Origin of the sequence: Agrobacterium sp. AGB01, from assembly GCF_014851585.1 — a bacterium.
Classification (GTDB): domain Bacteria; phylum Pseudomonadota; class Alphaproteobacteria; order Rhizobiales; family Rhizobiaceae; genus Agrobacterium.
On record NZ_JACVAB010000006.1, the window covers coordinates 308212 to 333699 of the forward strand.

General features: G+C 52.0%; 27 protein-coding genes. 16 read left to right on the plus strand and 11 right to left on the minus strand.

Annotation, left to right across the window (positions count from 1 at the left end; all coding sequences use genetic code 11):
* The first annotated feature begins 44 nt into the window (after positions 1-44).
* Complete coding sequence (locus tag IB237_RS20575) at positions 45-263, plus strand: DUF1674 domain-containing protein (RefSeq protein ID WP_192490584.1); 219 nt, start codon at positions 45-47, stop codon at positions 261-263.
* A gap of 152 nt (positions 264-415) precedes the next feature.
* Here the strand turns inward: IB237_RS20575 and IB237_RS20580 are convergent, their stop codons facing one another.
* The 8 genes from IB237_RS20580 to hemE form a co-directional block, all read right to left on the minus strand.
* Positions 416-1297: a ParB/RepB/Spo0J family partition protein gene (locus IB237_RS20580; RefSeq protein ID WP_192490585.1), complete on the minus strand. Its 882-nt coding sequence runs from the start codon at positions 1295-1297 to the stop codon at positions 416-418.
* 30 nt (positions 1298-1327) lie between these two features.
* Positions 1328-2122 (minus strand): ParA family protein, encoded by a 795-nt coding sequence (locus tag IB237_RS20585; protein ID WP_275643473.1) that lies wholly within the window; start codon positions 2120-2122, stop codon positions 1328-1330.
* A 24-nt stretch (positions 2123-2146) separates the two neighbouring features.
* The gene (gene rsmG / locus IB237_RS20590) at positions 2147-2761 is read right to left on the minus strand and encodes a 16S rRNA (guanine(527)-N(7))-methyltransferase RsmG (RefSeq protein WP_192490587.1); all 615 of its coding nucleotides are present in this window, start codon (positions 2759-2761) and stop codon (positions 2147-2149) included.
* A gap of 11 nt (positions 2762-2772) precedes the next feature.
* The gene (mnmG, locus tag IB237_RS20595) at positions 2773-4650 is read right to left on the minus strand and encodes a tRNA uridine-5-carboxymethylaminomethyl(34) synthesis enzyme MnmG (protein ID WP_210324035.1); all 1878 of its coding nucleotides are present in this window, start codon (positions 4648-4650) and stop codon (positions 2773-2775) included.
* Between the two features lie 67 nt (positions 4651-4717).
* A complete protein-coding gene (mnmE, locus tag IB237_RS20600) occupies positions 4718-6049 on the minus strand; it encodes a tRNA uridine-5-carboxymethylaminomethyl(34) synthesis GTPase MnmE (protein ID WP_192490588.1) in 1332 nt (443 codons plus the stop codon).
* Positions 6050-6161: 112 nt separating this feature from the next.
* The gene (gene rho, locus IB237_RS20605) at positions 6162-7427 is read right to left on the minus strand and encodes a transcription termination factor Rho (RefSeq protein WP_192490589.1); all 1266 of its coding nucleotides are present in this window, start codon (positions 7425-7427) and stop codon (positions 6162-6164) included.
* A gap of 195 nt (positions 7428-7622) precedes the next feature.
* Positions 7623-8165: a protoporphyrinogen oxidase HemJ gene (gene hemJ, locus IB237_RS20610; RefSeq protein WP_192490590.1), complete on the minus strand. Its 543-nt coding sequence runs from the start codon at positions 8163-8165 to the stop codon at positions 7623-7625.
* Entirely contained in the window at positions 8162-9190 is a 1029-nt protein-coding gene (gene hemE, locus IB237_RS20615; RefSeq protein ID WP_192490591.1) for a uroporphyrinogen decarboxylase, read from the minus strand. The genes hemJ and hemE overlap by 4 nt, the downstream gene beginning before the upstream one ends.
* Before the next feature lie 404 nt (positions 9191-9594).
* Here hemE and IB237_RS20620 point away from each other — a divergent pair, with 404 nt between their 5' ends.
* Genes IB237_RS20620 through dnaQ form a run of 5 tightly spaced genes read left to right on the plus strand, consistent with a single transcriptional unit; the run spans position 9595 to position 13220 of the window.
* Positions 9595-10416, plus strand: coding sequence for a pyruvate, water dikinase regulatory protein (locus IB237_RS20620; RefSeq protein ID WP_192490592.1), 822 nt, complete (start codon positions 9595-9597; stop codon positions 10414-10416).
* Positions 10417-10465: 49 nt separating this feature from the next.
* On the plus strand, positions 10466-11065 hold the full coding sequence (locus IB237_RS20625; protein WP_192490593.1) for a Maf-like protein: 600 nt from the start codon (positions 10466-10468) through the stop codon (positions 11063-11065).
* Positions 11058-11921 (plus strand): shikimate dehydrogenase, encoded by an 864-nt coding sequence (locus tag IB237_RS20630; RefSeq protein WP_192490594.1) that lies wholly within the window; start codon positions 11058-11060, stop codon positions 11919-11921. Before IB237_RS20625 ends, IB237_RS20630 begins: the two co-directional genes overlap by 8 nt.
* Positions 11918-12526: a dephospho-CoA kinase gene (coaE, locus tag IB237_RS20635; protein ID WP_192490595.1), complete on the plus strand. Its 609-nt coding sequence runs from the start codon at positions 11918-11920 to the stop codon at positions 12524-12526. The genes IB237_RS20630 and coaE overlap by 4 nt, the downstream gene beginning before the upstream one ends.
* Positions 12519-13220, plus strand: coding sequence for a DNA polymerase III subunit epsilon (gene dnaQ, locus IB237_RS20640; RefSeq protein WP_192490596.1), 702 nt, complete (start codon positions 12519-12521; stop codon positions 13218-13220). The genes coaE and dnaQ overlap by 8 nt, the downstream gene beginning before the upstream one ends.
* Before the next feature lie 127 nt (positions 13221-13347).
* Here the strand turns inward: dnaQ and secB are convergent, their stop codons facing one another.
* Positions 13348-13827 (minus strand): protein-export chaperone SecB, encoded by a 480-nt coding sequence (gene secB / locus IB237_RS20645; RefSeq protein WP_192490597.1) that lies wholly within the window; start codon positions 13825-13827, stop codon positions 13348-13350.
* A 64-nt stretch (positions 13828-13891) separates the two neighbouring features.
* Positions 13892-14434: an FxsA family protein gene (locus IB237_RS20650; RefSeq protein ID WP_192490598.1), complete on the minus strand. Its 543-nt coding sequence runs from the start codon at positions 14432-14434 to the stop codon at positions 13892-13894.
* A gap of 142 nt (positions 14435-14576) precedes the next feature.
* Here IB237_RS20650 and IB237_RS20655 point away from each other — a divergent pair, with 142 nt between their 5' ends.
* The 5 genes from IB237_RS20655 (at position 14577) to gyrB (ending at position 19895) form a co-directional block, all read left to right on the plus strand.
* Positions 14577-15275 carry a Tim44/TimA family putative adaptor protein gene (locus IB237_RS20655; RefSeq protein ID WP_192490599.1) on the plus strand — a complete coding sequence of 233 codons (699 nt, stop codon included), beginning with the start codon at positions 14577-14579 and terminating at the stop codon, positions 15273-15275.
* Positions 15272-16393, plus strand: coding sequence for a murein transglycosylase A (locus tag IB237_RS20660; protein WP_192490600.1), 1122 nt, complete (start codon positions 15272-15274; stop codon positions 16391-16393). The genes IB237_RS20655 and IB237_RS20660 overlap by 4 nt, the downstream gene beginning before the upstream one ends.
* Entirely contained in the window at positions 16390-16956 is a 567-nt protein-coding gene (locus tag IB237_RS20665) for a Smr/MutS family protein (protein ID WP_192490601.1), read from the plus strand. Before IB237_RS20660 ends, IB237_RS20665 begins: the two co-directional genes overlap by 4 nt.
* The gene (locus IB237_RS20670; RefSeq protein WP_192490602.1) at positions 16953-17318 is read left to right on the plus strand and encodes a helix-turn-helix domain-containing protein; all 366 of its coding nucleotides are present in this window, start codon (positions 16953-16955) and stop codon (positions 17316-17318) included. Before IB237_RS20665 ends, IB237_RS20670 begins: the two co-directional genes overlap by 4 nt.
* A 141-nt stretch (positions 17319-17459) precedes the next feature.
* Positions 17460-19895 carry a DNA topoisomerase (ATP-hydrolyzing) subunit B gene (gyrB, locus tag IB237_RS20675; RefSeq protein ID WP_192490603.1) on the plus strand — a complete coding sequence of 812 codons (2436 nt, stop codon included), beginning with the start codon at positions 17460-17462 and terminating at the stop codon, positions 19893-19895.
* A gap of 161 nt (positions 19896-20056) precedes the next feature.
* On the opposite strand, the gene IB237_RS20680 is transcribed toward gyrB, so the two are convergent.
* On the minus strand, positions 20057-20659 hold the full coding sequence (locus tag IB237_RS20680) for a nitroreductase family protein (RefSeq protein ID WP_192490604.1): 603 nt from the start codon (positions 20657-20659) through the stop codon (positions 20057-20059).
* Between the two features lie 136 nt (positions 20660-20795).
* On the opposite strand from IB237_RS20680, the gene IB237_RS20685 reads away from it, so the two are divergent.
* From IB237_RS20685 to trpA, 5 genes are all read left to right on the plus strand, one after another.
* Positions 20796-21638 (plus strand): fumarylacetoacetate hydrolase family protein, encoded by an 843-nt coding sequence (locus IB237_RS20685; protein ID WP_192490605.1) that lies wholly within the window; start codon positions 20796-20798, stop codon positions 21636-21638.
* Positions 21639-21815: 177 nt separating this feature from the next.
* On the plus strand, positions 21816-22577 hold the full coding sequence (locus tag IB237_RS20690; protein ID WP_192490606.1) for a M48 family metallopeptidase: 762 nt from the start codon (positions 21816-21818) through the stop codon (positions 22575-22577).
* Between the two features lie 177 nt (positions 22578-22754).
* A complete protein-coding gene (locus tag IB237_RS20695; RefSeq protein ID WP_192490607.1) occupies positions 22755-23417 on the plus strand; it encodes a phosphoribosylanthranilate isomerase in 663 nt (220 codons plus the stop codon).
* A 2-nt stretch (positions 23418-23419) separates the two neighbouring features.
* A complete protein-coding gene (gene trpB, locus IB237_RS20700; RefSeq protein WP_192490608.1) occupies positions 23420-24640 on the plus strand; it encodes a tryptophan synthase subunit beta in 1221 nt (406 codons plus the stop codon).
* A gap of 2 nt (positions 24641-24642) precedes the next feature.
* A complete protein-coding gene (gene trpA, locus IB237_RS20705; protein ID WP_192490609.1) occupies positions 24643-25482 on the plus strand; it encodes a tryptophan synthase subunit alpha in 840 nt (279 codons plus the stop codon).
* Positions 25483-25488 lie beyond the last annotated feature (6 nt).

Genomic DNA, 25488 nt, shown 5'->3' on the forward strand with positions numbered 1-25488 from the left:
TGATAATCCGCTTTTCAATATCAGACTGCCAAAGGCGCGAAACCATGCAGAATGCAGATAACGACAACTTGTTCGACGAGAACGAAAAGAACCTCTCAACACGTAAATTGTCGCCAGCCGCCAAACGAGCCCTGCAGGAAGCAGAAGAGCGCAGAAAAGCGCAACAGGAACTGGAGCTGCCGGCGGAGACCGGCGGGCGAGGCGGCGCTGAGCCGGTGCGATTTGGCGATTATGAAATCAACGGCCGTGCAATTGATTTTTAATTCGGCGTTCGCTCTGATCAAAATACCGTGAAAACAAAGACTTAAACGAGTGTCGCCGCTTAGCATATCTTATTAAGACGTCAGTAACCATATAAACCCGCACCAACGTCGATGCGGATTTGCAGTAAAATCATTTCATTTTGGAAACAATATCAGGCGCGTTCCAGAAGCTTGCAGACAGCTTCGAGTTGCTCCAACGTTTTATAGCTGATACGGATCTGGCCACCGGACGATTTGTGATTGATCTTTACATCCAACCCAAGTGCATCCGTCAGTGAACGCTCCAAAGCCAGAGTATCTGAATCCTTGGTTTCCGGTACCGACTGCCGCTGAGGTTCAGTCTGTCCCTTGATGTCATTTTGCGCCAAACGCTCAGCATCACGAACGGACAAACCCTTTGACACGATCGTTTTTGCCAGGCCCGATGGATCAGAGGTCGAAACCAGCGCACGTGCGTGACCGGCAGACAGGGAACCCTGCGCCAACATGTCTCGAACGGGATCCGGTAGTTTCAACAAGCGCAGGCTGTTGGCAACATGGCTTCGGCTTTTACCGATAATTTCGCCAAGATCGTTTTGTGTATAACCGTGCTCAGCAATAAGCTGATCGTAACCCAGAGCTTCTTCAAGCGGATTAAGGTCTGAGCGCTGGACGTTTTCAACAATCGCCAATTCAAGCGCTGTTCGATCGTCCACGTCACGAATAATAACTGGGATTTCTGTAAAGCCCGCCAGCTGCGCAGCACGCCAGCGACGTTCACCAGCGATGATCTCATAACGGCTGGGTTCAACAGTACGCACCACAACCGGCTGCACGATGCCATGTTGACGAATAGAAGCAGCCAAATCCTGCAGTTCGCTTTCATCGAAATGTCGGCGCGGGTTACGCGCGCTGCGGGCTATGAATTCGATGGGAACATTTCGATCAGGATTGACCGTACGCTGCGTATCTCCCGAGGGCAGGGGCTGATCCATCTCACCGATCAGGGCTGCCAAACCGCGGCCAAGCCGACGTTTTGAAATATCGTCACTCATGCATGTCACTCCGTACTATAAACTTGTCCGTCACGCTGCCTTACGCAACCGCTCACGCTGGATAACTTCCGACGCAAGCTGGAGATAGGCCTGACTACCCGCGCATTTCAGATCGTAGAGAATTGCAGGCTTACCATGAGATGGCGCTTCCGAAACCCGAACATTGCGAGGAATAAGCGTATGATAGACTTTTTCCCCAAGGTGCGTACGCACATCGTTAACAACCTGCTGGGCCAGATTGTTTCTGGCATCAAACATCGTCAACACGATACCCTGGATATCGAGAGTAGGATTGACAGTCTGCCGAACCTGATTGACGGTATCGAGCAACTGGCTCAACCCTTCCAACGCAAAGAACTCGCACTGAAGTGGCACCAATACCGAATGTGCGGCCGCCATGGCATTCATGGTCAGTAGATTGAAGGATGGCGGGCAGTCCAACAGAATATAGGAATAGGTTTTCGCCTGTTCGCTCGACAGGGCGGCCTTCAATCGAAAAGCACGGTTGGGCAGATTCGCGGCTTCCATTTCGAAGCCCAGCAAGTCCATTGTGGATGGCACAATATCAAGATTAGGAACAGCTGTGGGGACGACAGTCTCACCAATCGTATTGCTACCAATCAGCAAGTCATAAGACGAAAGTTTGCGGTCGCGGCGATCGATACCCAAGCCAGTACTGGCATTACCCTGCGGATCGAGGTCAACGATAAGAACACGTTCCCCAATTGCCGCGAGTGCCGTTGCAAGATTGATGGCTGTCGTTGTTTTACCAACGCCGCCTTTCTGATTTGCAATGGTGATAATTCGGTTTTTTTCAAACATAATGCCGCACACCCAGAGAATACATCATTATTGAGATGTAAGACGGCTGATTTCCAGAACAACGGAATCTGCCTCAACAACACTGGAATGTTTTATCAGATCAAACTGCCAACGACCACGGGCTTTCGTGATCTCACTTTGGTAATCCCGGCCTTTATTAAAAAAAGCCTTCACTTTCTCGGAATCTCTAGCCCAAGGATGCATATATTCGAGCAAAAGATCGAGATCAGCGAGCGCGCGGGCTGAAATCACATCGCAGTGCGGAATGATTTCAGGCGCTTTTTCAATACGAATGGGGTGAATACTGCCCCGAGCACCGGTTTCAGCCAGAGCAACACGCAAGAAAGCTGCTTTCTTATTGTTGCTTTCAACCAGATGAACCCAACCATCATTGAGTTCAGCCAGGAAAATGGCTGTGACAACACCAGGAAGTCCACCGCCACTGCCCAAATCGACCCACGTCTGCGGCTGTGGGCTTAGCTGAAAGATCTGCGCACTATCCGCAATGTGCCGGCTCCAGATTTCTGATATGGTGGAGGGCGCTGCGAGATTTGTTGTTTTATTCCACTTTTTAAACAGGTCAACATAATGTGTGAGTCGTTCATGTGTTTCACGTGAAACACTTTGGCCGTTTATCTGCATGTAAAGACTCGTTATGAGTGCGATTGTACCTGCGGTTGAATCGCTACGTTGTGCTTTTTTACCAACGCCAGAATAAGCGATACAGCGGCCGGTGTCATGCCGTCTACACGGGATGCCTGTGCGATATTCAGAGGTTTTGCAGCAATAAGTTTCTGTTTCAACTCATTCGACAGGCCGGAAAGCAAGCTGTAATCAAAATCGTCTGGTATCTTACGATCCTCATCACGACGAATTTCGATAATATCAGCGCTCTGACGCTGCATATAAACAGCATAGCCAGCTTCAATCTCCAGCACCTCGCCAACCTTATTGTTGATCGCGCTCAAGTCGTTCCAATGTCCACGGAGCTGATCGAGCGAAATATCAGGATAGGACAGCAACTCATAGGCAGAACGGCGCTGCCCATCCTGATTCAACTTCAAGCCAATTTTGGCCCCTTCGTTGGGGCTGATTTGAATTGACTGCAGCAGAGCGCGACCCTTCTCGATCGCATCCGTGAATTCAGAAAAGCGCCCAGTACGAGCAGAACCTATAATTCCCGCTTTCAAACCAATAGGGGTCAGACGCAAATCGGCATTATCAACCCGTAGAGAAAGCCGATATTCCGCACGTGATGTAAACATGCGATACGGTTCACTGACGCCCTTCGACGTCAGATCGTCAATCATCACACCGATATAGGATTCTGTTCGGCTGAAATGCAGCGCCTCAGAACCGGAGGCATAAAGCGATGCATTAAGACCGGCAACCAGGCCTTGAGCACCCGCTTCTTCGTAACCAGTCGTGCCATTGATTTGTCCCGCAAGAAACAGACCTTGCACCTTCTTGACCTGCAGAGAAGGGTAGAGCTCTCGAGGGTCGACGTAGTCATATTCAATTGCATAACCTGGTTGGAGAATTTCGACTTTTTCCAATCCGGGAATACTATGAATGAAAGCTTCCTGAACGGATGCAGGTAACGACGTCGAAATACCGTTCGGGTAAATCGTGTCGTCATCCAGTCCCTCGGGCTCCAGGAATATCTGGTGACCGTCACGGTCTCCAAAGCGAACGATCTTATCTTCGATGGAAGGGCAATAACGCGGCCCAACACCTTCAATCTGTCCTGAATACATCGCGGAGAGATGGATATTGTCGCGGATGATCTTATGACCGTATTCGGTGGTACGGGTCACACCACAATCAATTTGCGGATTAACAATAGCATCCGTCATGAAGGAGAAGGGGAACGGATCTTCGTCTGCGGACTGGCGCTCGACCGAATCCCAATCAATCGTCTTGCCATTCAAACGCGCTGGTGTGCCAGTTTTCAAACGACCTAGTTTCAGTCCCAACCGCGCCAGTGTATCGGACAATCCAACAGACGGCTTTTCACCAACACGACCCGCGGGAATCTTTTCGGACCCGATATGAATGAGGCCACGGAGAAAGGTGCCGCTGGTCAGAACAACAGATGCGCAAGGAAATATACGCCCATCCGCCATTATTACCTTTTTGACGATTTTATCTTCAATTTCAATATCATAGGCATCACCTTCGATAACTGTGAGATTATCGATTGAGGCAATTTCCTTAGCCATAGCGAGGCGGTAAAGCTTGCGGTCAGCCTGAGTACGAGGACCACGGACAGCAGGGCCTTTTTTACGATTGAGCATACGGAACTGAATTCCGCCCGCATCTGCAACACGGCCCATCAAACCATCGAGAGCGTCAATCTCGCGAACAAGGTGACCTTTTCCCAAACCACCAATCGCAGGATTACAGGACATGACGCCGATGGTATCAGCTTTGTGAGTAATCAAAGCTGTCTTGGCGCCATGACGTGCCGCTGCCGCCGCCGCTTCGCAGCCCGCGTGTCCACCACCGATAACAATTACATCGTAGCGCATCTCAATGCCCTTGTATTACTCTGCGGAAACGGAGAGGGCACTCACTAGCCCGAATGTTTCACGTGAATCATTTGCCAATGCAGAATTCGGAGAAAATCACACTCAATAAATCTTCGACATCTACTCGTCCGGTTATTCTACCAAGAGAACTTGCAGCGAGACGAAGATATTCCGATCTTATGGCCAAATCCTGACCTTCGGATTGCAGCGCATCACTAACATAATTTCGGGTCTCTTCAAGACGTTTCTGATGTCTCTGGCGGACCGGCGCCAACATCGATGCAGAACCAAGGCGGTTCTCAATATAATCTCTAATAAATGATTTGAGTTTCTCTAGACCTTGGCCGCTCTCGACGGACAGTTCCAGCGCAAATGCAGATGGCAAAGGCGAGGGACCACGCTGGTCACTTTTGCTGCGAACCAATACATGGTTACGACTACTGATGGTAATGCTAGTTTGTTCCGGAATCGAATCGGTATCAACAAGATGAAGAACAAGGTCTGCCATTTCGGCCTTGGCAACCGCTCTTTTCACGCCTTCCTGCTCTACGGCATCTGACGTCTCTCTGATGCCTGCGGTATCGGAGACGGTGACCAGATAGCCGCCAAGGTTGAGATCAACGTTCAAGACATCTCTGGTCGTGCCAGCGATATCGGTAACAATCGCCACGTCACGACCGCTGAGAGCGTTCAGCAGGCTGGACTTGCCGACATTAGGTAAGCCAACCAGTGCAATCTTAAGGCCGTCTCGGATGATTTCTGCTGACGATGCGGCGGCCAGATGATTGTTAACCTCATCCAGCAACGCCTTCATCTGTATCCACACGTGATTGGCAACAGAATCTGGCACATCTTCTTCATCGGCAAAATCGAGTTCGGCCTCGATGAACGCACGCGCTCGCGTCAACCTGTCGGCCCAGCCATCATAAAGAGCAGAGAGTTTGCCAGAACTTTGCTCAACGGCAAGACGACGCTGCATCTCCGTTTCCGCATGTAATAGATCTGCGAGACCTTCAACCTCGACAAGATCCATCTTCCCATTCTCGAAAGCACGTTGGGAAAATTCTCCAGCTTCCGCCGGCCTTCCCCCTTCATGCCCCGCCAACTCCTCAAATACAGCGTTCACCACAGCCCGGCTGCCGTGGACTTGCAATTCCACGCAATCTTCACCGGTAAAGGAGTGTGGAGCTGGAAATGGAAGCACCAGCGCCTGATCAATCGCTAGACCATTACGGTTACGAATCGTTCTTAAACTTGCTTTTCTGGAATCCGGCAAAGGACCTTTGATCAGACTTTGCAACATAGGAAATGCCTGTGGTCCGCTGAGTCTGATGACCGCGACACCAGCAGGCAGCGCGCCACTGGACAATGCGTAAATCGTGTCTGAGGTTTTTGTCATCGCTGTCACTTGGTCCCACTTAGGCCCGAACATACAATTATTATCTTCAATAAAAAATGGCCGTGCTGGCATTACACCACACGGCCATTTTATTATTGAATCCGGCTAACCGTTAGGTGTTCATTGAGTCGAAGAAATCACCGTTGTTCTTGGTTTGCTTCAACTTGTCGATAAGGAATTCGATGGCGTCCATCGTTCCCATCGGAGCAAGGATACGGCGTAGAACAAATATCTTCTGAAGATCTTGGCGTGGCACGAGCAGGTCTTCCTTACGTGTACCGGACTTGAGAATATCCAGCGCTGGGAAGATGCGCTTGTCAGCAACCTTGCGGTCAAGCACGATTTCCGAGTTACCGGTACCCTTGAATTCTTCAAAGATAACTTCATCCATACGGCTACCTGTATCGATCAGCGCCGTTGCGATGATTGTCAACGAGCCGCCTTCTTCGATGTTACGGGCAGCACCGAAGAAGCGCTTAGGACGCTGTAGGGCGTTCGCATCGACACCACCGGTCAGAACCTTACCAGAAGAAGGAACAACGGTGTTGTAAGCACGGCCGAGGCGGGTGATCGAATCGAGCAGGATAACAACGTCACGACCATGCTCGACAAGGCGCTTCGCCTTCTCAATGACCATTTCAGCGACCTGAACGTGGCGAACTGCTGGTTCGTCGAAGGTAGAGGAAACAACTTCACCCTTCACAGAACGCTGCATGTCCGTCACTTCTTCAGGACGCTCATCGATCAGCAGAACGATGAGATAGCATTCCGGATGGTTAGCAGTGATCGAATGTGCGATGTTCTGCAGCAGAACCGTTTTACCGGTACGTGGCGGTGCAACGATCAGACCACGCTGGCCTTTGCCGAGTGGGGCAACCAGATCGATAACGCGAGACGACAAATCCTTCGAGGTTGGAACATCAAGTTCCATTTTGAAACGCTCATTCGGATAGAGCGGTGTCAGGTTATCGAAGTGAACCTTGTGGCGAATCTTTTCAGGGTCGTCGAAGTTGATCGAGTTGACCTTCAGAAGCGCAAAATACCGTTCGCCTTCCTTCGGCCCACGGATTGGTCCTTCAACCGTATCGCCAGTCTTCAGCGAGAAGCGGCGGATCTGCGAGGGAGATATGTAGATATCATCAGGACCAGGCAGATAGTTGGCATTGGCGGAACGCAGAAAGCCGAAGCCGTCCTGCAGAACTTCCACCACACCTTCACCGATAATCTCGATATCCTGGCTGGCGAGAACCTTGAGGATAGCAAACATTAGCTCCTGCTTGCGCATGGTGCTGGCGTTTTCGACCTCGAGCGATTCCGCAAATGTCAGCAAATCGGTTGGAGATTTGCTTTTTAGTTCTTGAAGCTTCATTTCAGCCATGAAGAGAAGACCGTTTCAGATATTAAGAAATGATAGGGGAGGGGCGTGCTGAAAAATTCGGTACTGGGTGAATGACCCGCATACGACTGAACAAGACACATGCCGCGAAGATGAGTAGCGGGAAAATAGCGACTGAATTGGAAGCCTGCAAGAGAAAAGCAACAATTCCGCGAAATTTATAAAAATATGAACCGATCAAAACGGTTTCACAACCACAAGTATGACGATGATGATCATCAAGACGGTTGGAACCTCGTTTAACAACCGCCAGTGTCGGGCGCTGTGTTTGTTTTCATCACGCGCAAAAACCCGAACTGCACGGCTGAAATACACATGCGCACCGGTTAGAAACACCACTGCGAGAATTTTGGTATGGAGCCATCCACCCGAAAAGCCATAAACGCTCCAGGCGAGGTAGAGCCCCAACACCCATGAAATCATCATGGCAGGGTTCATGATCAGTTTGAGAAGACGCCGTTCCATCACCTTGAAGGTTTCGGATTGCACGGAACCAACCGGTGCATCTGTGTGGTAAATGAACAGCCGCGGCATATAAAGCAGCCCCGCCATCCACGAAATGACAGCGATGATATGCAGCGCCTTTACCCAGAGATAGGCCTGATCAGGACCTATCCAGTAGAGCAGGCCACCGAAGCAGGCAAAAGCGCAGAGCGCCATAGCAACGCGCAGCCGGGTTTTCCGTCCAGCAGATTCCGAAGTCTGCAGCTCGCCACTCATCGTTTAAAACCACGCACGCGGTTCACCAGCTTGGTCACATTCTCAGGATCGGCTTGTGGCGTGATACCATGGCCAAGATTGAAAATCAGTGGACCGTTGCCCAGTGCCTGCAGAATGGCATCGATGCCCTCATCCAGTGCCTTGCCACCGGCGACCATACGCATAGGGTCCAGATTGCCCTGTACGGGGCCGTCCTTCTGCAACTCCTGTGCAAAGGAAAGCGGAACAGACCAATCGAGCCCAATGGCATCTGCGCCGGTCTTTTGACGGTAATCCTTCAACAGTATTCCCGCACCTTTGGCAAAAGCGATGATCTTGGCACCGGGGCGACGGCTACGAACGGATGCAATGATGCGCTGAACCGGCTTCACCGCAAAATTTTCAAACTCACTCTCACCAAGCACACCAGCCCAGGAGTCGAAAATTTGAACGGCATCTGCGCCGGCGTCGATCTGCGCCACAAGATAATCAGCGGATATGTCAGCGAGAGTAGCCAGCAGTTCTTCCATCGCTTGAGGGTGATTATAACCGAACAGACGTGCGGGTGCCTGATCGGGTGTTCCGTGGCCGGCAATCATATAGGTCGCAACTGTCCAGGGAGCTCCACAGAAGCCAATCAGCGTGGTTTCCTGCGGCAGTTCCGCGCGCAACCGCTTTACGGTTTCAAACACGGGACAGAGATGCGGAAGAACATCGACCTTGGAAAAGGATGCAATGTCTGAAACCTCAATCGGGTCCATCGCCGGACCCTTGCCCTCGCTGAAGGTAACATTGCGCTTCAAAGCATCTGGAATAACCAGAATGTCTGAGAACAGGATTGCAGCATCCAGACCAAAGCGGCGAATAGGCTGCAAGGTAACTTCGGTGGCCAATTGCGGATTATAACAGAGGTCCAGGAAACTTCCGGCTTGCTGACGCGTTTGTCTATATTCGGGAAGGTAACGACCAGCCTGTCTCATAAGCCAGATTGGTGGAGGAGTGAGTGTTTCTCCATCAAGCACTTTCAGCAGACGGCGTACAGCCATGAATTCACACCTTTCCAAAATATAAAAATAGAGATTCTTAGAATCTTCTTATTCTTAGAGTCAGTGAGTATCAGGAATTAAAAACACCTCAAGCCTCACCCACAAAAACATGACAGACAGCAATTGAGCGGACACAGTTTCAACCAAACAGCTTGGTACTGTGAATAATTCAAAAAATATTGAAAAATCATTGACTTGAACGCTGAAAAATTGGTTTGAAATTGTGGATAACTGGTGCATGGATTTGGACTGCGGCATTTTTTCCCACCTATCCACAAGCTCCTCTCAACGAAGTCCCCTGAAGTGCTTTTTGTGGAAAACTCGACACTTTTCCCGTTCCCGGATCGGTCGCTCGCCACTAGGATGAAGTCATCCCCACTTATCAACAGGCAGGCAAAAACAACGTGGAGAACCAGAAAAGTTTCTTTCATCTGCATCTGATTTCTGACTCAACAGGAGAGACTCTCAGATCTGCAGGCCGTGCTGCCTCCGCGCAGTTCCATGCCGCAACACCAATTGTGCATGTCTATCCAATGGTCAGAAACCAGAAGCAGCTTGGCCAGATCCTCGACGCAATCGATAACGAACCCGGCATTCTCCTTTACACAATGGTGGACGAGAACCTTTGCGAGTTCCTGTCGCAGCGTTGCCAGGCCATGGATATTCCTTGCGTGAATGTGCTCGAACCGATCCTGACGACCTTTCAGACCTATCTCGGAAAAAAATCAAAACAGCAGGTCGGTGCACAATATGCTCTGAATGCCGACTATTTTGGCCGCATTGAAGCATTGACCTTTGCCATGGATCATGACGATGGCCAGATGTCGGAGAACTATGATGAGGCTGATGTGGTTATCGTCGGCATCAGCCGTACCTCCAAAACCCCCACCAGCATCTATCTGGCCAATAGAGGTATAAAGGCTGCCAACATACCTGTTGTTCCCGGTGTTCCCTTGCCGGAAAGTCTTTATGCAGCCAGCAAACCTTTGATCGTCGGATTGATCGCCACATCAGATCGCATTTCCCAAATTCGGGAAAATCGCGAACTCGGTTCAACAAGCGGTTTTGACCCTGGCGGATACACTGACAGGGCGACAATTATGGAAGAGCTGAAATATGCGCGTTCGCTGTGTGCCCATAACAATTGGCCGGTGATAGATGTGACGCGCAGATCGATCGAAGAAACGGCCGCCGCGATCATTGCCATGCGTCCACAGCTACGCTAAGCCGCGACACGCTGCTTAACCGCCGCTGATATAAGTGTTGGAGAGAGATATGAAACCGGCCTTGATTCTGGCTTCTTCCAGTTCATCCCGCCAGGCCTTGATGAGAAATGCCGGCCTGGAGTTTACTGCGCAAGCCGCTGATATCGACGAGCGTCTGATTGAAGAGCCCTTGCAGGCGGCCGGTAGCACGCCGGATGAAACAGCGCTTGAACTTGCCAAGGCAAAAGCACTGGCCGTCTCCGACCTTCATCCTCAGGCCATTATTATTGGCTGTGACCAGACAATGTCGCTGGGTTCAAGAATCTACCACAAACCGAAAGATATGGCTGAGGCGCATCAGCATCTGATGTCGCTCTCGGGGCAGACACATCGTTTGAACTCGGCCGCGGTCATGGTGCGTCACGGTGACGTGCTCTGGCAGACGGTAACCCATGCCGATATGACTGTTCGGGAATTGAGTGACGCTTTCGTCGACGGACACCTGCGGAAGGTCGGCAAAAAAGCCTTGACCAGCGTCGGAGCCTATCAACTTGAAGGAGAGGGAATCCAGCTATTCACTTCAATTGAAGGCGATTATTTTACCGTCCTTGGCTTGCCGCTGCTGCCGCTTTTGGAAGCGTTAAGAAAATTTGGGGTGATAAATGCGTGATTCACGTGAAACATTAACCATGAAGGCTTTTGTTGCCGGCTACCCAATCAAGCACTCTCGCTCGCCATTGATCCATGGATACTGGCTGAAACAGTTCGGCATCGAAGGATCTTATAATGCCGTAGAAGTTCATCCAGATGCGTTCAAGGATTTTCTTGCGCAGATCAAGTGTGGCGAGGAGGGCGGCTTTGTCGGCGGCAATGTCACAATCCCGCATAAGGAAAGTGCATTTCAACATGCTGACAAGCCGGACGAGTTGGCACAAGAGCTGGGCGCCGCCAATACCATCTGGATGGAGGACGGAAAACTGTGTGCCACCAATACTGACGGTCACGGTTTTATCGCCAATCTCGATGAACGTCATCCCGGCTGGGACAAGGCAGGCAAGGCTGTTGTTCTGGGAGCAGGTGGTGCAAGCCGCGCGATCATTCAGGCATTGCGCAATCGCGGCCTGAGCGAAATCCATGTTCTCAACAGAACGGTAGAACGCGCTCAGGAACTTTCAGATCGCTTTGGTGAGAAAGTGCATGCGCACTCCATAAGTGCTTTACAGGAAACCATGTCGGGTGCAGGGCTTTTTGTGAACACCACCTCGCTTGGAATGGATGGAAGTGAAATACCAGATTTCGACTTCTCGCCATTGGCAACCGACGCAGTGGTAACTGACATCGTGTATGTGCCGCTCAAAACACCGATCCTGAAAATTGCCGAGCGACAGGGTTTTGCGATTGTTGACGGTCTTGGCATGTTACTGCATCAGGCAGCACCTGGTTTTGAGAAATGGTTTGGGGTTCGCCCCAAGGTCGATGAAACCTTGCGGTCCCTGATCATCGCCGACATGGAGAAATATGCATGATTGTGATCGGGCTGACCGGGTCGATAGGCATGGGCAAGTCGACGACAGCTGCCATGTTTGCCGATGCTGGAATCCCGGTTAATGACTCTGATCGGAATGTGCATAGTCTCTATTCAGGCAAGGCAGTTGCTACCATTGAAGATGCCTTTCCTGGCGTCACGTCAAATGGAACAGTCGACCGTCAAAAACTGTCGAAAGAACTCAAGAGGAATCCGGCTAATTTTAAAAAGCTTGAAGGCATTGTTCATCCGCTTGTGCGCGAAATGGAAAAGGACTTTCTGGCAAACCAGAAAGCCTTGGGGCACGACATCGTCATTCTCGATATACCTTTGCTGTTTGAAACGGGAGCAGACAAAAGGGTCGACAAGATAGTTGTCGTCAGTTGCGATCCTGAAATTCAGAAAGAACGGGTTTTGAAACGCCCTGACATGACGGCAGAAAAATTTGCAATGATCCTGTCACGCCAGACACCGGATGCGGTAAAACGAGCGAAAGCGGATTTTATAATTAATACCGGAAACGGTATGGATGCGGCCAGACAACAGGTTGATGAGATCATTCACAATCTGCGTGGGCAGATGAACAAGGATAATGCAGATGCGTGAGATTATTTTCGATACGGAAACGACCGGACTTGAATCAAAGAATGATCGCATCATTGAAATTGGTGGCATCGAGCTTATCAATCACTTTCCTACGGGTCGTACAATTCATCTGTATATCAATCCGCAGGGACGCAAGGTTCACCCAGACGCTTTGGCGGTGCATGGCATTACCGACGAATCTTTGGTTGATAAGCCAAAATTTCCGGAGGTCGTTGACCAGATACGGGAGTTCTTTGAAGGCGCGAAGTGGGTTGCCCACAACGCGACTTTCGATATGGGTTTCATCAATGCGGAATTTGCGCGTCTGGGAATAGAGCCTGTGGCACCTGATATGGTGCTGGATACGTTGGCGATGGCCCGCCGCAAACATCCGATGGGGCCAAACTCTCTTGATGCTCTTTGCCGCCGTTATGGCATAGATAACTCTCGCCGCGAAAAACACGGCGCGCTCCTCGACTCCGAACTTCTGGCTGAAGTTTATATCGAGATGATTGGCGGACGCCAGACAGCGCTTGGTTTCGGCTCGGCGCAGAAAGTGGCAGAGCAGATAGATGTCAGCGATGACAGCTATGTTGACGCACCATTGTCGCGACCACACGCATTGCCATCACGACTGTCCCAACTTGAAGCCGAAGCGCATGCGAAGCTGGTTGCCTCAATGGGCGAAAAAGCGATTTGGGGACGTTACAACTAAATCAGTTGTCGGTGGTCTCCGAGACGAGACCTCAGATAAAAGAGAAAGATTTTTCTTTAAACAAACAAAAAGCCCGCTGCGGGGTATTCGCTGCGGGCTTTTTAGTTTCATACAAGCGAACCAACTATCAGTTGGTAACCTGAACCTTGGAGCGGGCCTGCTCTTCAGCAACGCGCTGTGCAAACATCTGCGCAAAGTCGATCGGGTCGATCATCAGTGGCGGGAAGCCACCATTGCGCGTCACGTCAGCAATGATCTGGCGTGCAAACGGGAACAGAAGGCGTGGGCACTCGATGAAGAGAACCGGCAGCATATGTTCCTGTGGGAAACCAGTGATGCGGAAAACGCCGCCGTAAACCAGTTCCGCAGCAAACAGAACCTTGTCGCCATCCTTGGCTTCAGCGTTCAGCGTCAAAACAACGTCGAAGTCAGAACCGGTGATCGGGTTCGCATTAACGTTGACATTGATGTTGATCGAGGGAGCACCCTCACGCGCCTGCAAGGAACGGGGAGCGCCGGGATTTTCGAACGACAGATCCTTGATGTACTGGGTCAGAATATTCAGGGAGGGGCTGGCTCCGCCCTGCGCGCCATTTTCGGTGGTCATGCTGTTTCCTCGCGGATTGAATGTGTTTGGCCATCTATCATTTCAAAACAGGGCTTACAAGCCTTCAGCCACGGGGACCGTTGTTTCCGGGTCCATCAAGATGGTCGATATCAGGTCCTTTTCGCCAAGGACTGTTTTCATTCGGGTCTTGCCGGTGAAAGTCAGTGTCATCTAGATCAACAACATCAGGGCGCGAAGACTGGCTTCGGGCACCACCACTCCACTGGCGACTTTGGCTGAAATTGCTGGCCACAACAATATTGGCTGCGAATTTCGACCAGATCGCTTTGCGGACAAAAGGCAGTAACAGCAGTAGACCGATCACATCGGTAATGAAACCGGGTAGGAACAGGAGGACACCGGCTAGGCCAAGCATAACGCCCTGGACGATCTCTTCGGCAGGCGCTACGCCGCTTTGACGGCTGGCCGAAAGTTTGCGGAACATGCCAAGTCCTATCGCTCGCAAAATTATCAGACCTGCGAAAGCGCTGAGAATGACAAGTGCCAGCGTTGCCCAAACACCTATTGCCTTGCCCACAACAATGAAGCCAGCAATTTCCAAGATCGGCATCAGTATGACGAAGAAGGATAGGAGTGGAAAACGCATTATTCTCGCCTTGCGTGTGAGTTATCTCGTTGCCAACGGTATGACGCCCATACCGGCGATTGCATCTGTCTATTTGAATGAGTGACAGTTCAGACTATATGATGTTTCATGATGTGGATTTAAATGGTGGTTTTGGCTAAACATGGGTTCAAGCGATTTCATAACATTATTCTTTCTTGTTGCGGCTGTACTGATTTTTCTTCAGTTGCGCAGCGTCCTTGGTCGCCGCACAGGAAATGAAAAACCGCCCTTTGATCCCTATAGCGCAAAGGACGCTGCGAGGGGTCCCGGTAGCGATGACGGCAAGGTTGTTACCCTGCCCAAGCGCGATGGAAGGGATGAGGATGAGCGTTTTGCTGAAATCGATTCTTTTGCAAAACCGGGCACAGAACTGAACGAATCACTTCGTGAACTTCTCAAGAGTGATCCGTCCTTCCGACCTAAGGAATTCCTCAACGGTGCCCGTATGGCCTACGAAATGATCGTCATGGCCTTTGCTGATGGCGATCGTAAGACCCTCAAAAACCTGTTGTCACGAGAAGTTTATGATGGTTTCAATTCAGCCATTACGGAACGTGAGGCACAGGGAGAAGTGGTGAAGTCCACTTTTGTCGGTATCGAAAAGGCGGATATTCTTCAGGCCAGCATTCGTGATGAAGAAGAACAGATCACAGTGCGCATAGCCAGCCAGCTGATTTCTGCCACCTATAATAAGGATGGTGAACTGGTAGACGGCGATGCCGAGGGTGTTTCCGAGGTTAATGATATCTGGACCTTTGCCCGCGATGTGCGGTCAAAAGATCCAAACTGGAAACTGGTTGCTACAGAATCCGAACAATGAGCGCCGAAGGCCAGAATTTCTCGTTACGAGAACTGAATTTTTTGGATCTGCCTGGCTGGCGTGGCGATGACCCACGCCAGCTGGTGGATGCTATGCGGGCCTGTCTTCGGCATCTGCGCTCCATAAAACCCTATCGTACCGGTTCCCTTGGACTGTCGAGTCATGATTTGCTGCCGCTTCTTGAAGCGGCAGAAACATTTCAGCCATCCAGTGCAGCGGATGCCCGGGAGTTTTTTGAACAACACTGTTCGCCATTTGCCATTCTTCCTCAGGAAACAGAGCAAGGTTTCGTAACCGGTTTTTATGAACCGGAAGTCGAAGTATCTGCCGTCCCTGACGATGTCTGGAAATATCCCTTCTACAATCGCCCCACTGATTTGATTGATCTGGACGCGCAAAATCGCCCAGCTCATATCGATGCATCCTATGCATTTGGACTTTCTGGCGACAACGGTGTCGATTTCTATCCGGAACGCAAAGTGATTGATCAGGGTTACCTACAGGGTAGGAACCTGGAAATTGCCTGGGCCAAATCGAAGGTTGATGTGTTCTTTGCCCATGTTCAGGGTGCCGCAAGGCTGAAATTTCCCGATGGAAGTGTGACCCGCATCACCTATGCGGCAAAAGCTGGTCATCCGTTTTCAGGCATCGGTCGGTTGTTGATCGATCGTGGCTGCATCGATCCGGCCACTGTCTCCATGCAGTCCATTCGTAGATGGCTCGGCGAAAATCCTGCCTTGGTGGACGAAGTGCTGTGGCACAATCCTTCTTATATCTTTTTCAAGGTCGCGGATGTTTCGGATGAAACTCTGGGGCCGGTGGCGGCTGCAAAGGTTCCACTGATCGCCGGCCGCTCGCTGGCTGTCGATCGCTCCATTCACACATTTGGCTACCCATTTTTTATTCACGCTGCGGAGCTGACACATCTCGACGAGGGAAAACCTTTCGCCAGATTGATGCTGGCGCTTGATACCGGTTCGGCGATTATCGGTCCGGCACGCGGTGATATTTTCACGGGCTCCGGTTATCTCGCCGGAGAGCAGGCAGGCACGATCCGCAACAACGCTGATTTTTATATTCTGCTACCCAACCATGCCGCCCAAAGGTACCGGCCATGAAGGGTGGTCGAAAGCTGAACCGGGACGAACGCATTTTGTGGGGCAAGGTCGCCAGAACGACCCGGCCTGTGTCCGGTCGTCTTGAAGACCTCGAGTTTGAAGATGTAACGGAAGCAGCGCCCGTTGCAGCAGAACCGGAGAAGCCCAAAGCGCAATTCCCGAAAATGATTGTTGAGGAAGTGCCGCTTGATCCCGGTATTAAGGCTAAGGCTGGTCGCATTCACCATCCGCTTGAGAAACCGGTCAAACGAAAACTGACCCGCGGCCATCTGCCACTTGAAGGCCGTATTGATTTGCACGGCATGGTCCAAAGCGAAGCGCATTCCATTCTGCTGGATTTTCTGATCCGTGCCCATGAACGGGGTATGCGGCATGTATTGGTCATCACCGGCAAAGGCAGGTCGCTCGGCAGCGATGGTGCCCTGAAACGAGCAGTGCCAATGTGGTTTTCCAAACCGGAGTTTCGTTACCTGATATCGTCTTATGAGGATGCTTCGCGTAATCACGGTGGTGATGGCGCGCTTTATGTCAGGTTATCGCGGGCGAGGGGAGATCGATCATGACACCCTTTGCCGAAGCTGTGCGGCTCTTGAGAGAACGCAAGGGTGTGACGCAAAAGCAGATGGCCTATGCCATCGGTGTATCGCCGGCCTATCTCTCGGCACTGGAACATGGAAAGCGTGGCAAACCCAGCTTCGATTTTCTCCAGCGGGTTGCCGGTTATTTCAACATTATCTGGGACGAGGCCGAGGAGCTGTTTTCTCTGGCAGGTGTATCCGATCCAAGGGTGGTTATTGACACAGCAGGAATGCCACCGGAATACACCGCCTTTGCCAACGCGCTTGCGAAGGATATTCGCCATTTGCCATCATCCGTGCTAAATGAACTGTCAGATGTTCTGCAACGCAGCCGGACGACCGGATAAATGCCTCTATCCCCTGAATTATGGGGGTTAGAACAGTTCCCGGACTTTGGATGTTGCCCTAAAATTTCTATAGTCGCGGGTCAGGAATCTGGTGATTCGCAGAGACCCCTTCTGCCACCGACAAATTTGGAAAGACAATTCATGACCGAAACACCGTCTGGCGAAGTTGGCGCAACCCCTGAATATGGCGCCGATTCGATCAAGGTTCTCAAGGGTCTCGATGCAGTACGCAAGCGCCCTGGCATGTATATTGGTGATACCGATGATGGCTCCGGCCTGCACCACATGGTGTACGAAGTTGTCGATAACGCAATTGACGAAGCGCTGGCCGGCCACGCCGATATCGTAACTGTTACGCTCAATGCTGATGGCTCGGTCACTGTGACCGACAACGGCCGTGGCATTCCAACAGACATTCACACCGGTGAGGGGGTCTCTGCCGCAGAAGTTATCATGACCCAGCTGCACGCAGGTGGTAAGTTCGACCAGAACTCCTACAAGGTATCTGGTGGTCTGCACGGCGTGGGTGTGTCGGTGGTGAACGCGCTGTCCGTTTGGCTTAAGCTGCGTATCCGCCGCAATGGTAAGCTGCATGAAATCGCTTTCACCCACGGCGTGGCTGATGCGCCGCTAAAAGTAATTGGTGATTATGAAGGTCGTTCCGGCACGGAAGTTACCTTCCAGCCAAGCACCGAAACCTTCACCCATATCGAATTTGATTATGGCACGCTTGAACACCGTCTGCGGGAGCTCGCATTCCTTAACTCGGGTGTGCGCATTCTGCTAACCGACAAGCGTCGCCCGGAAATCAAGCAGGAAGAGATGCTTTATGAGGGCGGTCTGGAAGCCTATGTGCGCTACCTTGACCGTTCCAAGAAATCTCTGGTCGACAAGCCGATCTTTATCAAAAGCGAAAAAGACGGGATCACTGTTGAAGTGTCCATGTGGTGGAACGACAGCTACCATGAAAATGTTCTTTGCTTCACCAACAACATTCCACAGCGCGATGGCGGCACGCATATGGCCGGTTTCCGTGGTGCGCTGACACGTCAGATCACCTCCTATGCGGATACGTCGGGTATCACCAAGAAGGAAAAGGTCAGCCTGACCGGTGACGATTGCCGTGAAGGTCTGACTGCAGTTCTGTCTGTTAAGGTTCCTGATCCAAAGTTCTCGTCGCAGACCAAGGACAAGCTGGTTTCATCGGAAGTGCGGCCGGTTGTTGAAGGTTTGGTCAACGAAGCTCTTTCGACCTGGTTGGAAGAACATCCGACAGAAGCCAAGGTTCTGGTTGGCAAGGTGGTTGAAGCTGCTGTTGCCCGTGAAGCTGCACGCAAGGCTCGCGAACTTACCCGCCGTAAAGGCGCACTGGATATCGCGTCTCTACCTGGCAAGCTTGCTGACTGCTCTGAACGTGACCCTGCCAAGTCTGAACTTTTCCTCGTCGAGGGTGACTCGGCTGGTGGTTCCGCCAAGCAGGGGCGTTCGCGTGAATCGCAGGCCATTTTGCCGCTGCGTGGTAAAATCCTCAACGTAGAGCGCGCCCGCTTCGACAAGATGTTGTCCAGCCAGGAAATCGGTACGTTGATTACCGCGCTCGGTACGTCGATCGGTAAGGACGAGTTTAATCCGGATAAACTGCGCTACCACAAGATCATCATCATGACCGATGCTGACGTGGACGGGGCCCATATTCGTACACTGCTGCTGACATTCTTCTTCCGTCAGATGCCGGAACTGATTGAGCGCGGTCATCTCTATATCGCGCAGCCGCCGCTTTATAAGGTAACGCGTGGCAAGTCTGTGCAATATCTGAAGGACGAAAAGGCGCTGGAAGATTATCTGGTGACCATGGGTCTCGAAGACGCGACATTGACATTGGGTTCAGGCGAAGTACGCGCCGGCCAGGATTTGCGTGAGATAATTGTTGACACGTCCAAGCTGCGTTCGCTGATTGATGGTCTTCATTCGCGTTATAACCGCGGTGTTGTCGAGCAGGCGGCAATTGCTGGCCTGCTTAATGTCGAGCTTGCTGCTGACAAGAGCCGTGGCGAAGAAATCGCCGCCGAAGTGGCACGACGCCTGGATATGATTGCTGAAGAAACCGAACGCGGCTGGAGTGGCCACGTGACAGACGAGGGCGGTTTCCGTTTCGAACGTATGGTGCGTGGCGTCAAGGAAGTAGCGTGGCTCGATATGAACCTGATCGGTTCGGCTGATGCACGTTACATTGACCAGTTGTCCGTTCGCTTGGCAGACATCTACCGTGTTCCACCGGTCCTGACCCGCAAGGAAGGCAACATCACCCTTTCCGGCCCGCGTGAATTGCTGGATGCGATCTTTGCATCGGGCCGAAAGGGTCTGTCCATGCAGCGTTATAAAGGTCTTGGCGAAATGAATGCCGAGCAGCTTTGGGAAACCACGCTGGATCCAAATGTTCGCTCGCTGCTGCAGGTCAAGGTCAATGATGCGACCGATGCGGATGGCTTGTTCTCGCGCCTGATGGGCGATGAAGTTGAGCCGCGCCGCGACTTTATCCAGGAAAACGCCTTGAGCGTTGCCAACCTCGATATCTGATCAGGCACCGTCCCAGACGGTGAATGGTTGAGGATTCACGTGAAACTTTTAATCCCCGAGCTGAACCTCGGGGATTTTTATTTTGTGCTGTCGCGTCAATTAAAGATGTCTTTGCGGCAAGACAGCCTGTTGGTGCCACGCGGCCGAAAACTTCAACGCCCTTAATCAATCTTGCCGGTAAATTTGCCTTCAAAGGCGACGTCTGCCAGTGGTAGCCTGCCGCTTGGCACTTCACGTTCTCTCAGATCATCGGGCAGGGTGTCCTTGTCGGCTATCTTGCCGATCGCAACTGCTGCCTCAACCTGATACCCGTCGGGAATATCCAAAGCCTCAACTGCCTTGTCACGGTAAATGCCACCCATGCCATGGGCATGGTAACCGAGCAACTGCGACTGCATGGCCATTGAAAACCAAGCAGCACCAGCATCGAAGGAATGGGTCGCCGATGGCTTCTTCTCGCCTTCGCGTGAAACATTGTAGGTGCGAGATACGACAAACAGCAGCACAGATGCTTTGTCGACCCAACGTTTGTTACCGTCCATCAGCAAATCGAACAGTGTCTGCCACTGTTCGCTGCCATTATGGGCGTAGATGAAACGCCATGGCTGGAAATTTGAAGCAGATGGTGCCCAGTGGGCTGCATCCAGAATAGTCAGAAGATCATCCGCCGGCATTGTCTCACCGGTGAAGGCTCGAGGTGACCAGCGTTCCAAAAACAACGGATCAACGGCATATTCAGATTGGCGGGAATTCGCTTTGGTCATCTTTGCGCCTTTCATTGGTAAAAAGATGTCAGCATTCCGCATGCTATTTTTCAGGTCCATATGCGGTCAAGGGGTGACAAGGATAAATAGATCGTTCATATATGATCTATCTTGTCTGACAACCGGGAGGATCCCTATGAAATTGATGCGTGTTGGCCCAGCGGGGCAGGAAAAACCAGCCATTCTTGACAACGACGGTAAGGTCCGTGATCTTTCCGCTCATGTAAAGGATATTGGCGGCGAGGCGATTTCGCCTGAAGGCCTGAAAAAGATTGCTGCACTGGACCTGTCCAGCCTGCCAGTTCTCGATGACAGCCGTATTGGCGCCTGCGTTGCTGGCACCGGCAAATTCATCTGCATTGGCCTGAACTTCTCGGACCACGCTGCTGAAACCGGCGCAGCCGTTCCTTCTGAGCCAGTTATCTTCATGAAGGCAACATCCGCTATCGTTGGTCCTAACGACAATGTCGTTATTCCACGCGGCTCTGAAAAGACCGACTGGGAAGTTGAGCTGGGTGTGGTTATCGGCAAGACAGCGAAATACGTTTCCGAAGCCGACGCACTGGACTACGTTGCCGGTTACTGCGTCAGCCACGACGTATCCGAGCGTGCGTTCCAGACGGAGCGTCAGGGACAGTGGACGAAGGGCAAGTCCTGCGACACCTTCGGCCCGATCGGCCCGTGGCTGGTTACGAAGGAAGAGATCACTGATCCACAGAACCTTGGCATGTGGTTGAAGGTCAACGGCGAAACTGTACAGAACGGCTCCAGCAAGACCATGGTTTATGGCGTCGCTAATGTTGTTTCCTACCTCAGCCAGTTCATGTCGCTACACCCGGGCGATGTTATCTCCACCGGCACACCTCCAGGCGTTGGCCTTGGCATGAAGCCACCACGCTTCCTCAAGGCAGGTGACATTGTTGAGCTCGGCATCGAAGGCCTCGGCACGCAGAAGCAGACTTTCGTCGCTGACGTCTAAGATCTGAAATGACGGTGCGTTCTGCGATGTTTTTATCGCACGACATGCTGGAAGTTACACAGAAGCCCGAAGGTATCTTCGGGCTTTTGTTTGTTTCACAGTCCGCGAGATACCCGCAGGATTGACAGGATGCAGTTTTCCTTGGCGTGAATGGCCTCGAATCGGTTATGAAACAGCATGTTTTCCTTGTTGAAAAAATCTCGAACACCAGCAAAATCCAACGCCCCGCTTCAGCGTATGCATGCAGTGGCCGGCAGAAGCTTGCCTTTGGTTATCAAGGAAAACCTGCGCGCCACCCGTATTACCCTGCGTATCGAACCAGGCGGAAAGGGTCTGAAACTCACCATTCCCTATGGTCTACACCATCGCGAGGTTGATGATTTTCTTGATCGGCATCACGGTTGGTTGAAAAACAGGCTCGAAAAACTTGGCCCGGAGCAACATCTGCGCCACGGCGGTACCATCAGCATTCGCGGCATTTCCCACCGTATCGAACATACGGGAACGTTGCGCGGGGTAACACAGGTTCTGCGTAATCCGGAAGGGGAGGCGATATTGCGGGTCAGTGGCCTGCCCGAACATACGGGTCGACGCATTTCGGCCTACCTTAAAAAGGAAGCCCGCGCTGATCTTGAGCGGCTGGTGGCCATGCATGCAAAAACCGTGGGCCGGCCGGTGCGCTCCCTGACCATGAAAGATACGCGCAGCCGTTGGGGATCGTGCTCCTACGAAGGCAATCTCAGTTTTTCATGGCGTATCGTCATGGCCCCGGACAGTGTCATTGATTATCTAGCCGCCCATGAGGTGGCGCATTTGCGTGAAATGAACCACGGACCAAAATTCTGGGCACTGTGCAAAGCCCTGTGCCCACATATGGAAGAATCTAAGGCCTGGCTGAAGCGACATGGTTCACAGCTGCATGCATTGGATTTCAGTTAGATGCCATTGCGCAGACAGTCATGCCGGCGCAGCGCCGGGATCTTCTCCATCATTTGGCCCATTTTGTCGCGCGTATAACAGGTAACACTACAACTTGGATTCACGTGAAACATATTCTCTCATCGGGGTGCCGCGTTTTGGCTCGACTCTTGGATAAAATCATGTCACGTCGCGGCTATGAAACCTGATATCAAGATATGCGGATTGAAGACCTCGGAAGCGGTGGAAAAAGCCGTTGCCCGTGGTGCAAGCCATATTGGCTTCATTTTCTTTGAAAAAAGCCCCCGCAATATTGAGCCTGATATTGCTGGAAAACTGGCGGATGCGGCGCGGGGACGGGCAAAAATCGTTGCTGTTACCGTCAATGCCGACAATGATGATCTGGACGAGATCATCGCGCTTCTCAAGCCGGATATTCTGCAGCTTCATGGCACAGAAACCCCTGAGCGGGTTTTGAATGTCAAGGCGATCTACGGATTGCCTGTCATGAAGGCACTTTCCATCCGTGAAGCTGATGATCTTATCAGGGTCGAACCCTATATAGGAATAGCAGATCGTTTCCTGTTTGATGCCAAGCCTCCAAAGGGTTCGGATCTGCCGGGTGGCAATGGTGTAAGCTTTGACTGGTCGTTGCTGGCTGGCCTTGACGCAGATATCGATTACATGCTTTCCGGTGGATTGAATAAAGATAATGTCGCAGAGGCGCTGTCACGCACCGGGGCGAGGGGAATAGATTTATCGTCGGGCGTGGAAAGTGCGCCGGGCGTGAAGGATCTCGGACTGATCGATGCGCTTTTTGATGCCATCGAGACAGCCGGAAACAAACCGCAGGGAGTTTGAAAGTGAACGAGACGCCAAAACCGAATTCGTTTCGTGCCGGTCCCGACCAGGATGGGCGCTTCGGCATTTACGGGGGGCGCTTTGTTGCCGAAACCCTGATGCCTCTGATCCTCGACCTTCAGGCGGAATGGGACAAGGCCAAGAACGACCCTGAATTCCAGGCGGAATTGAAGCATCTCGGCGCTCACTATACCGGCCGTCCGAGCCCGCTTTATTTCGCGGAACGCCTGACCGAGGAACTTGGCGGTGCTAAGATTTATTTCAAACGCGAAGAGCTGAACCACACTGGTTCGCACAAGATCAACAACTGCCTTGGCCAGATCCTGCTTGCCAAACGCATGGGCAAGACCCGTATTATCGCTGAAACCGGTGCCGGCCAGCACGGCGTGGCTTCTGCCACTGTGGCCGCACGGTTTGGCCTGCCTTGTGTTGTCTACATGGGTGCAACAGATGTTGAGCGTCAGGCTCCAAACGTGTTCCGCATGAAACTCCTCGGTGCTGAAGTTAAGCCGGTCACGGCTGGCCACGGCACATTGAAGGACGCCATGAATGAGGCGCTGCGCGACTGGGTTACCAATGTCGACGACACCTACTACTTGATCGGTACCGCTGCTGGCCCTCATCCGTATCCGGAGATGGTGCGCGACTTTCAGGCCGTGATTGGTGAAGAAGCCAAACAGCAGATGATGGAGGCCGAAGGCCGTCTGCCGGATATGGTTATTGCAGCTGTTGGCGGCGGTTCCAACGCTATCGGTATTTTCCATCCGTTCCTGGATGATGAAAGTGTGAAGATTGTCGGTGTCGAGGCTGGCGGCAAGGGTCTGTCAGGTGATGATCACTGCGCATCCATCACGGCCGGTTCTCCCGGTGTTTTGCATGGCAACCGTACCTATCTGCTTCAGGATGAGGATGGCCAGATCAAGGAAGGTCACTCCGTGTCTGCGGGTCTCGACTATCCGGGCATCGGGCCTGAGCATTCCTGGCTGAACGATATTGGTCGCGTTGAATACGTTCCGATCATGGACCATGAAGCTCTGGAAGCATTCCAGACACTAACACGTCTTGAAGGCATCATTCCCGCACTGGAGCCAAGCCATGCTCTGGCCGAAGTTATCAAGCGCGCGCCGACAATGGGCAAGGACGAAATCATTCTCATGAATCTGTCCGGTCGCGGCGACAAGGATATCTTCACTGTGGCGAAACTTCTGGGAATGGGTGCGTAATCATGACTGCTCGTATGGAAAAACGTTTCGCGGATCTGCGTGCAGAAAATCGCCCGGCGCTCATTACATATTTCATGGGTGGCGATCCTGACTTCGAAACATCGCTCGGCATCATGAAGGCACTGCCGGAAGCCGGTTCAGACGTGATCGAACTCGGCATGCCGTTTTCTGATCCAATGGCTGACGGTCCGGCCATTCAGTTGGCTGGTCAGCGCGCGCTGAAGAACGGCCAGTCGCTGAAAACCACGATTGATCTGGCCCGTGAATTCCGCAAAGTTGATAACGATACCCCAATTGTCCTGATGGGCTACTATAACCCTATCTACATCTATGGGGTCGAAAAGTTCATCGATGATGCCTTGGCCTCCGGTATCGACGGCTTGATCATTGTTGATCTTCCACCCGAAATGGATGACGAACTCTGCATTCCAGCATTGCAGAAAGGTCTCAATTTCATTCGTCTCGCAACACCGACCACGGATGAGAAGCGTCTGCCTGCGGTTCTCAACAACACGTCCGGTTTTGTTTACTACGTTTCGATGAACGGTATCACCGGTTCGGCGCTGCCGGATCCATCGTTGATCTCCGGTGCCGTCGGGCGTATCAAGGCGCACACGAACCTGCCGGTTTGTGTCGGTTTCGGTGTCAAGACAGCCGAACATGCCAAGGCCATAGGCGCAGTTGCCGATGGTGTGGTGGTCGGTACTGCGATTGTCGCGCAGATTGCCGGAAGTCTGACAAAGGACGGTAAGGCGTCAGCGGACACTGTTCATGCCGTCACGACACTGGTAAAGGGACTTTCCACGGGCGTCAGAGCATCACGCCTTGCTGCTGCCGAGTAGTATTCG

What these genes read in the sequence shown, in the direction of transcription:
- IB237_RS20575 (WP_192490584.1), top strand. Translation starts at nt 45, where the DNA reads ATGCAGAATGCAGATAACGACAACTTGTTCGACGAGAACGAAAAGAAC.
- IB237_RS20580 (WP_192490585.1), bottom strand. Translation starts at nt 1,297, where the DNA reads ATGAGTGACGATATTTCAAAACGTCGGCTTGGCCGCGGTTTGGCAGCC.
- rsmG (WP_192490587.1), bottom strand. Translation starts at nt 2,761, where the DNA reads ATGCAGATAAACGGCCAAAGTGTTTCACGTGAAACACATGAACGACTC.
- mnmG (WP_210324035.1), bottom strand. Translation starts at nt 4,650, where the DNA reads ATGCGCTACGATGTAATTGTTATCGGTGGTGGACACGCGGGCTGCGAA.
- mnmE (WP_192490588.1), bottom strand. Translation starts at nt 6,049, where the DNA reads ATGACAAAAACCTCAGACACGATTTACGCATTGTCCAGTGGCGCGCTG.
- rho (WP_192490589.1), bottom strand. Translation starts at nt 7,427, where the DNA reads ATGGCTGAAATGAAGCTTCAAGAACTAAAAAGCAAATCTCCAACCGAT.
- hemJ (WP_192490590.1), bottom strand. Translation starts at nt 8,165, where the DNA reads ATGAGTGGCGAGCTGCAGACTTCGGAATCTGCTGGACGGAAAACCCGG.
- hemE (WP_192490591.1), bottom strand. Translation starts at nt 9,190, where the DNA reads ATGGCTGTACGCCGTCTGCTGAAAGTGCTTGATGGAGAAACACTCACT.
- IB237_RS20625 (WP_192490593.1), top strand. Translation starts at nt 10,466, where the DNA reads ATGAAACCGGCCTTGATTCTGGCTTCTTCCAGTTCATCCCGCCAGGCC.
- IB237_RS20630 (WP_192490594.1), top strand. Translation starts at nt 11,058, where the DNA reads ATGCGTGATTCACGTGAAACATTAACCATGAAGGCTTTTGTTGCCGGC.
- coaE (WP_192490595.1), top strand. Translation starts at nt 11,918, where the DNA reads ATGATTGTGATCGGGCTGACCGGGTCGATAGGCATGGGCAAGTCGACG.
- dnaQ (WP_192490596.1), top strand. Translation starts at nt 12,519, where the DNA reads ATGCGTGAGATTATTTTCGATACGGAAACGACCGGACTTGAATCAAAG.
- secB (WP_192490597.1), bottom strand. Translation starts at nt 13,827, where the DNA reads ATGACCACCGAAAATGGCGCGCAGGGCGGAGCCAGCCCCTCCCTGAAT.
- IB237_RS20650 (WP_192490598.1), bottom strand. Translation starts at nt 14,434, where the DNA reads ATGCGTTTTCCACTCCTATCCTTCTTCGTCATACTGATGCCGATCTTG.
- IB237_RS20655 (WP_192490599.1), top strand. Translation starts at nt 14,577, where the DNA reads ATGGGTTCAAGCGATTTCATAACATTATTCTTTCTTGTTGCGGCTGTA.
- IB237_RS20660 (WP_192490600.1), top strand. Translation starts at nt 15,272, where the DNA reads ATGAGCGCCGAAGGCCAGAATTTCTCGTTACGAGAACTGAATTTTTTG.
- IB237_RS20665 (WP_192490601.1), top strand. Translation starts at nt 16,390, where the DNA reads ATGAAGGGTGGTCGAAAGCTGAACCGGGACGAACGCATTTTGTGGGGC.
- IB237_RS20670 (WP_192490602.1), top strand. Translation starts at nt 16,953, where the DNA reads ATGACACCCTTTGCCGAAGCTGTGCGGCTCTTGAGAGAACGCAAGGGT.
- gyrB (WP_192490603.1), top strand. Translation starts at nt 17,460, where the DNA reads ATGACCGAAACACCGTCTGGCGAAGTTGGCGCAACCCCTGAATATGGC.
- IB237_RS20680 (WP_192490604.1), bottom strand. Translation starts at nt 20,659, where the DNA reads ATGACCAAAGCGAATTCCCGCCAATCTGAATATGCCGTTGATCCGTTG.
- IB237_RS20685 (WP_192490605.1), top strand. Translation starts at nt 20,796, where the DNA reads ATGAAATTGATGCGTGTTGGCCCAGCGGGGCAGGAAAAACCAGCCATT.
- IB237_RS20690 (WP_192490606.1), top strand. Translation starts at nt 21,816, where the DNA reads ATGTTTTCCTTGTTGAAAAAATCTCGAACACCAGCAAAATCCAACGCC.
- IB237_RS20695 (WP_192490607.1), top strand. Translation starts at nt 22,755, where the DNA reads ATGAAACCTGATATCAAGATATGCGGATTGAAGACCTCGGAAGCGGTG.
- trpA (WP_192490609.1), top strand. Translation starts at nt 24,643, where the DNA reads ATGACTGCTCGTATGGAAAAACGTTTCGCGGATCTGCGTGCAGAAAAT.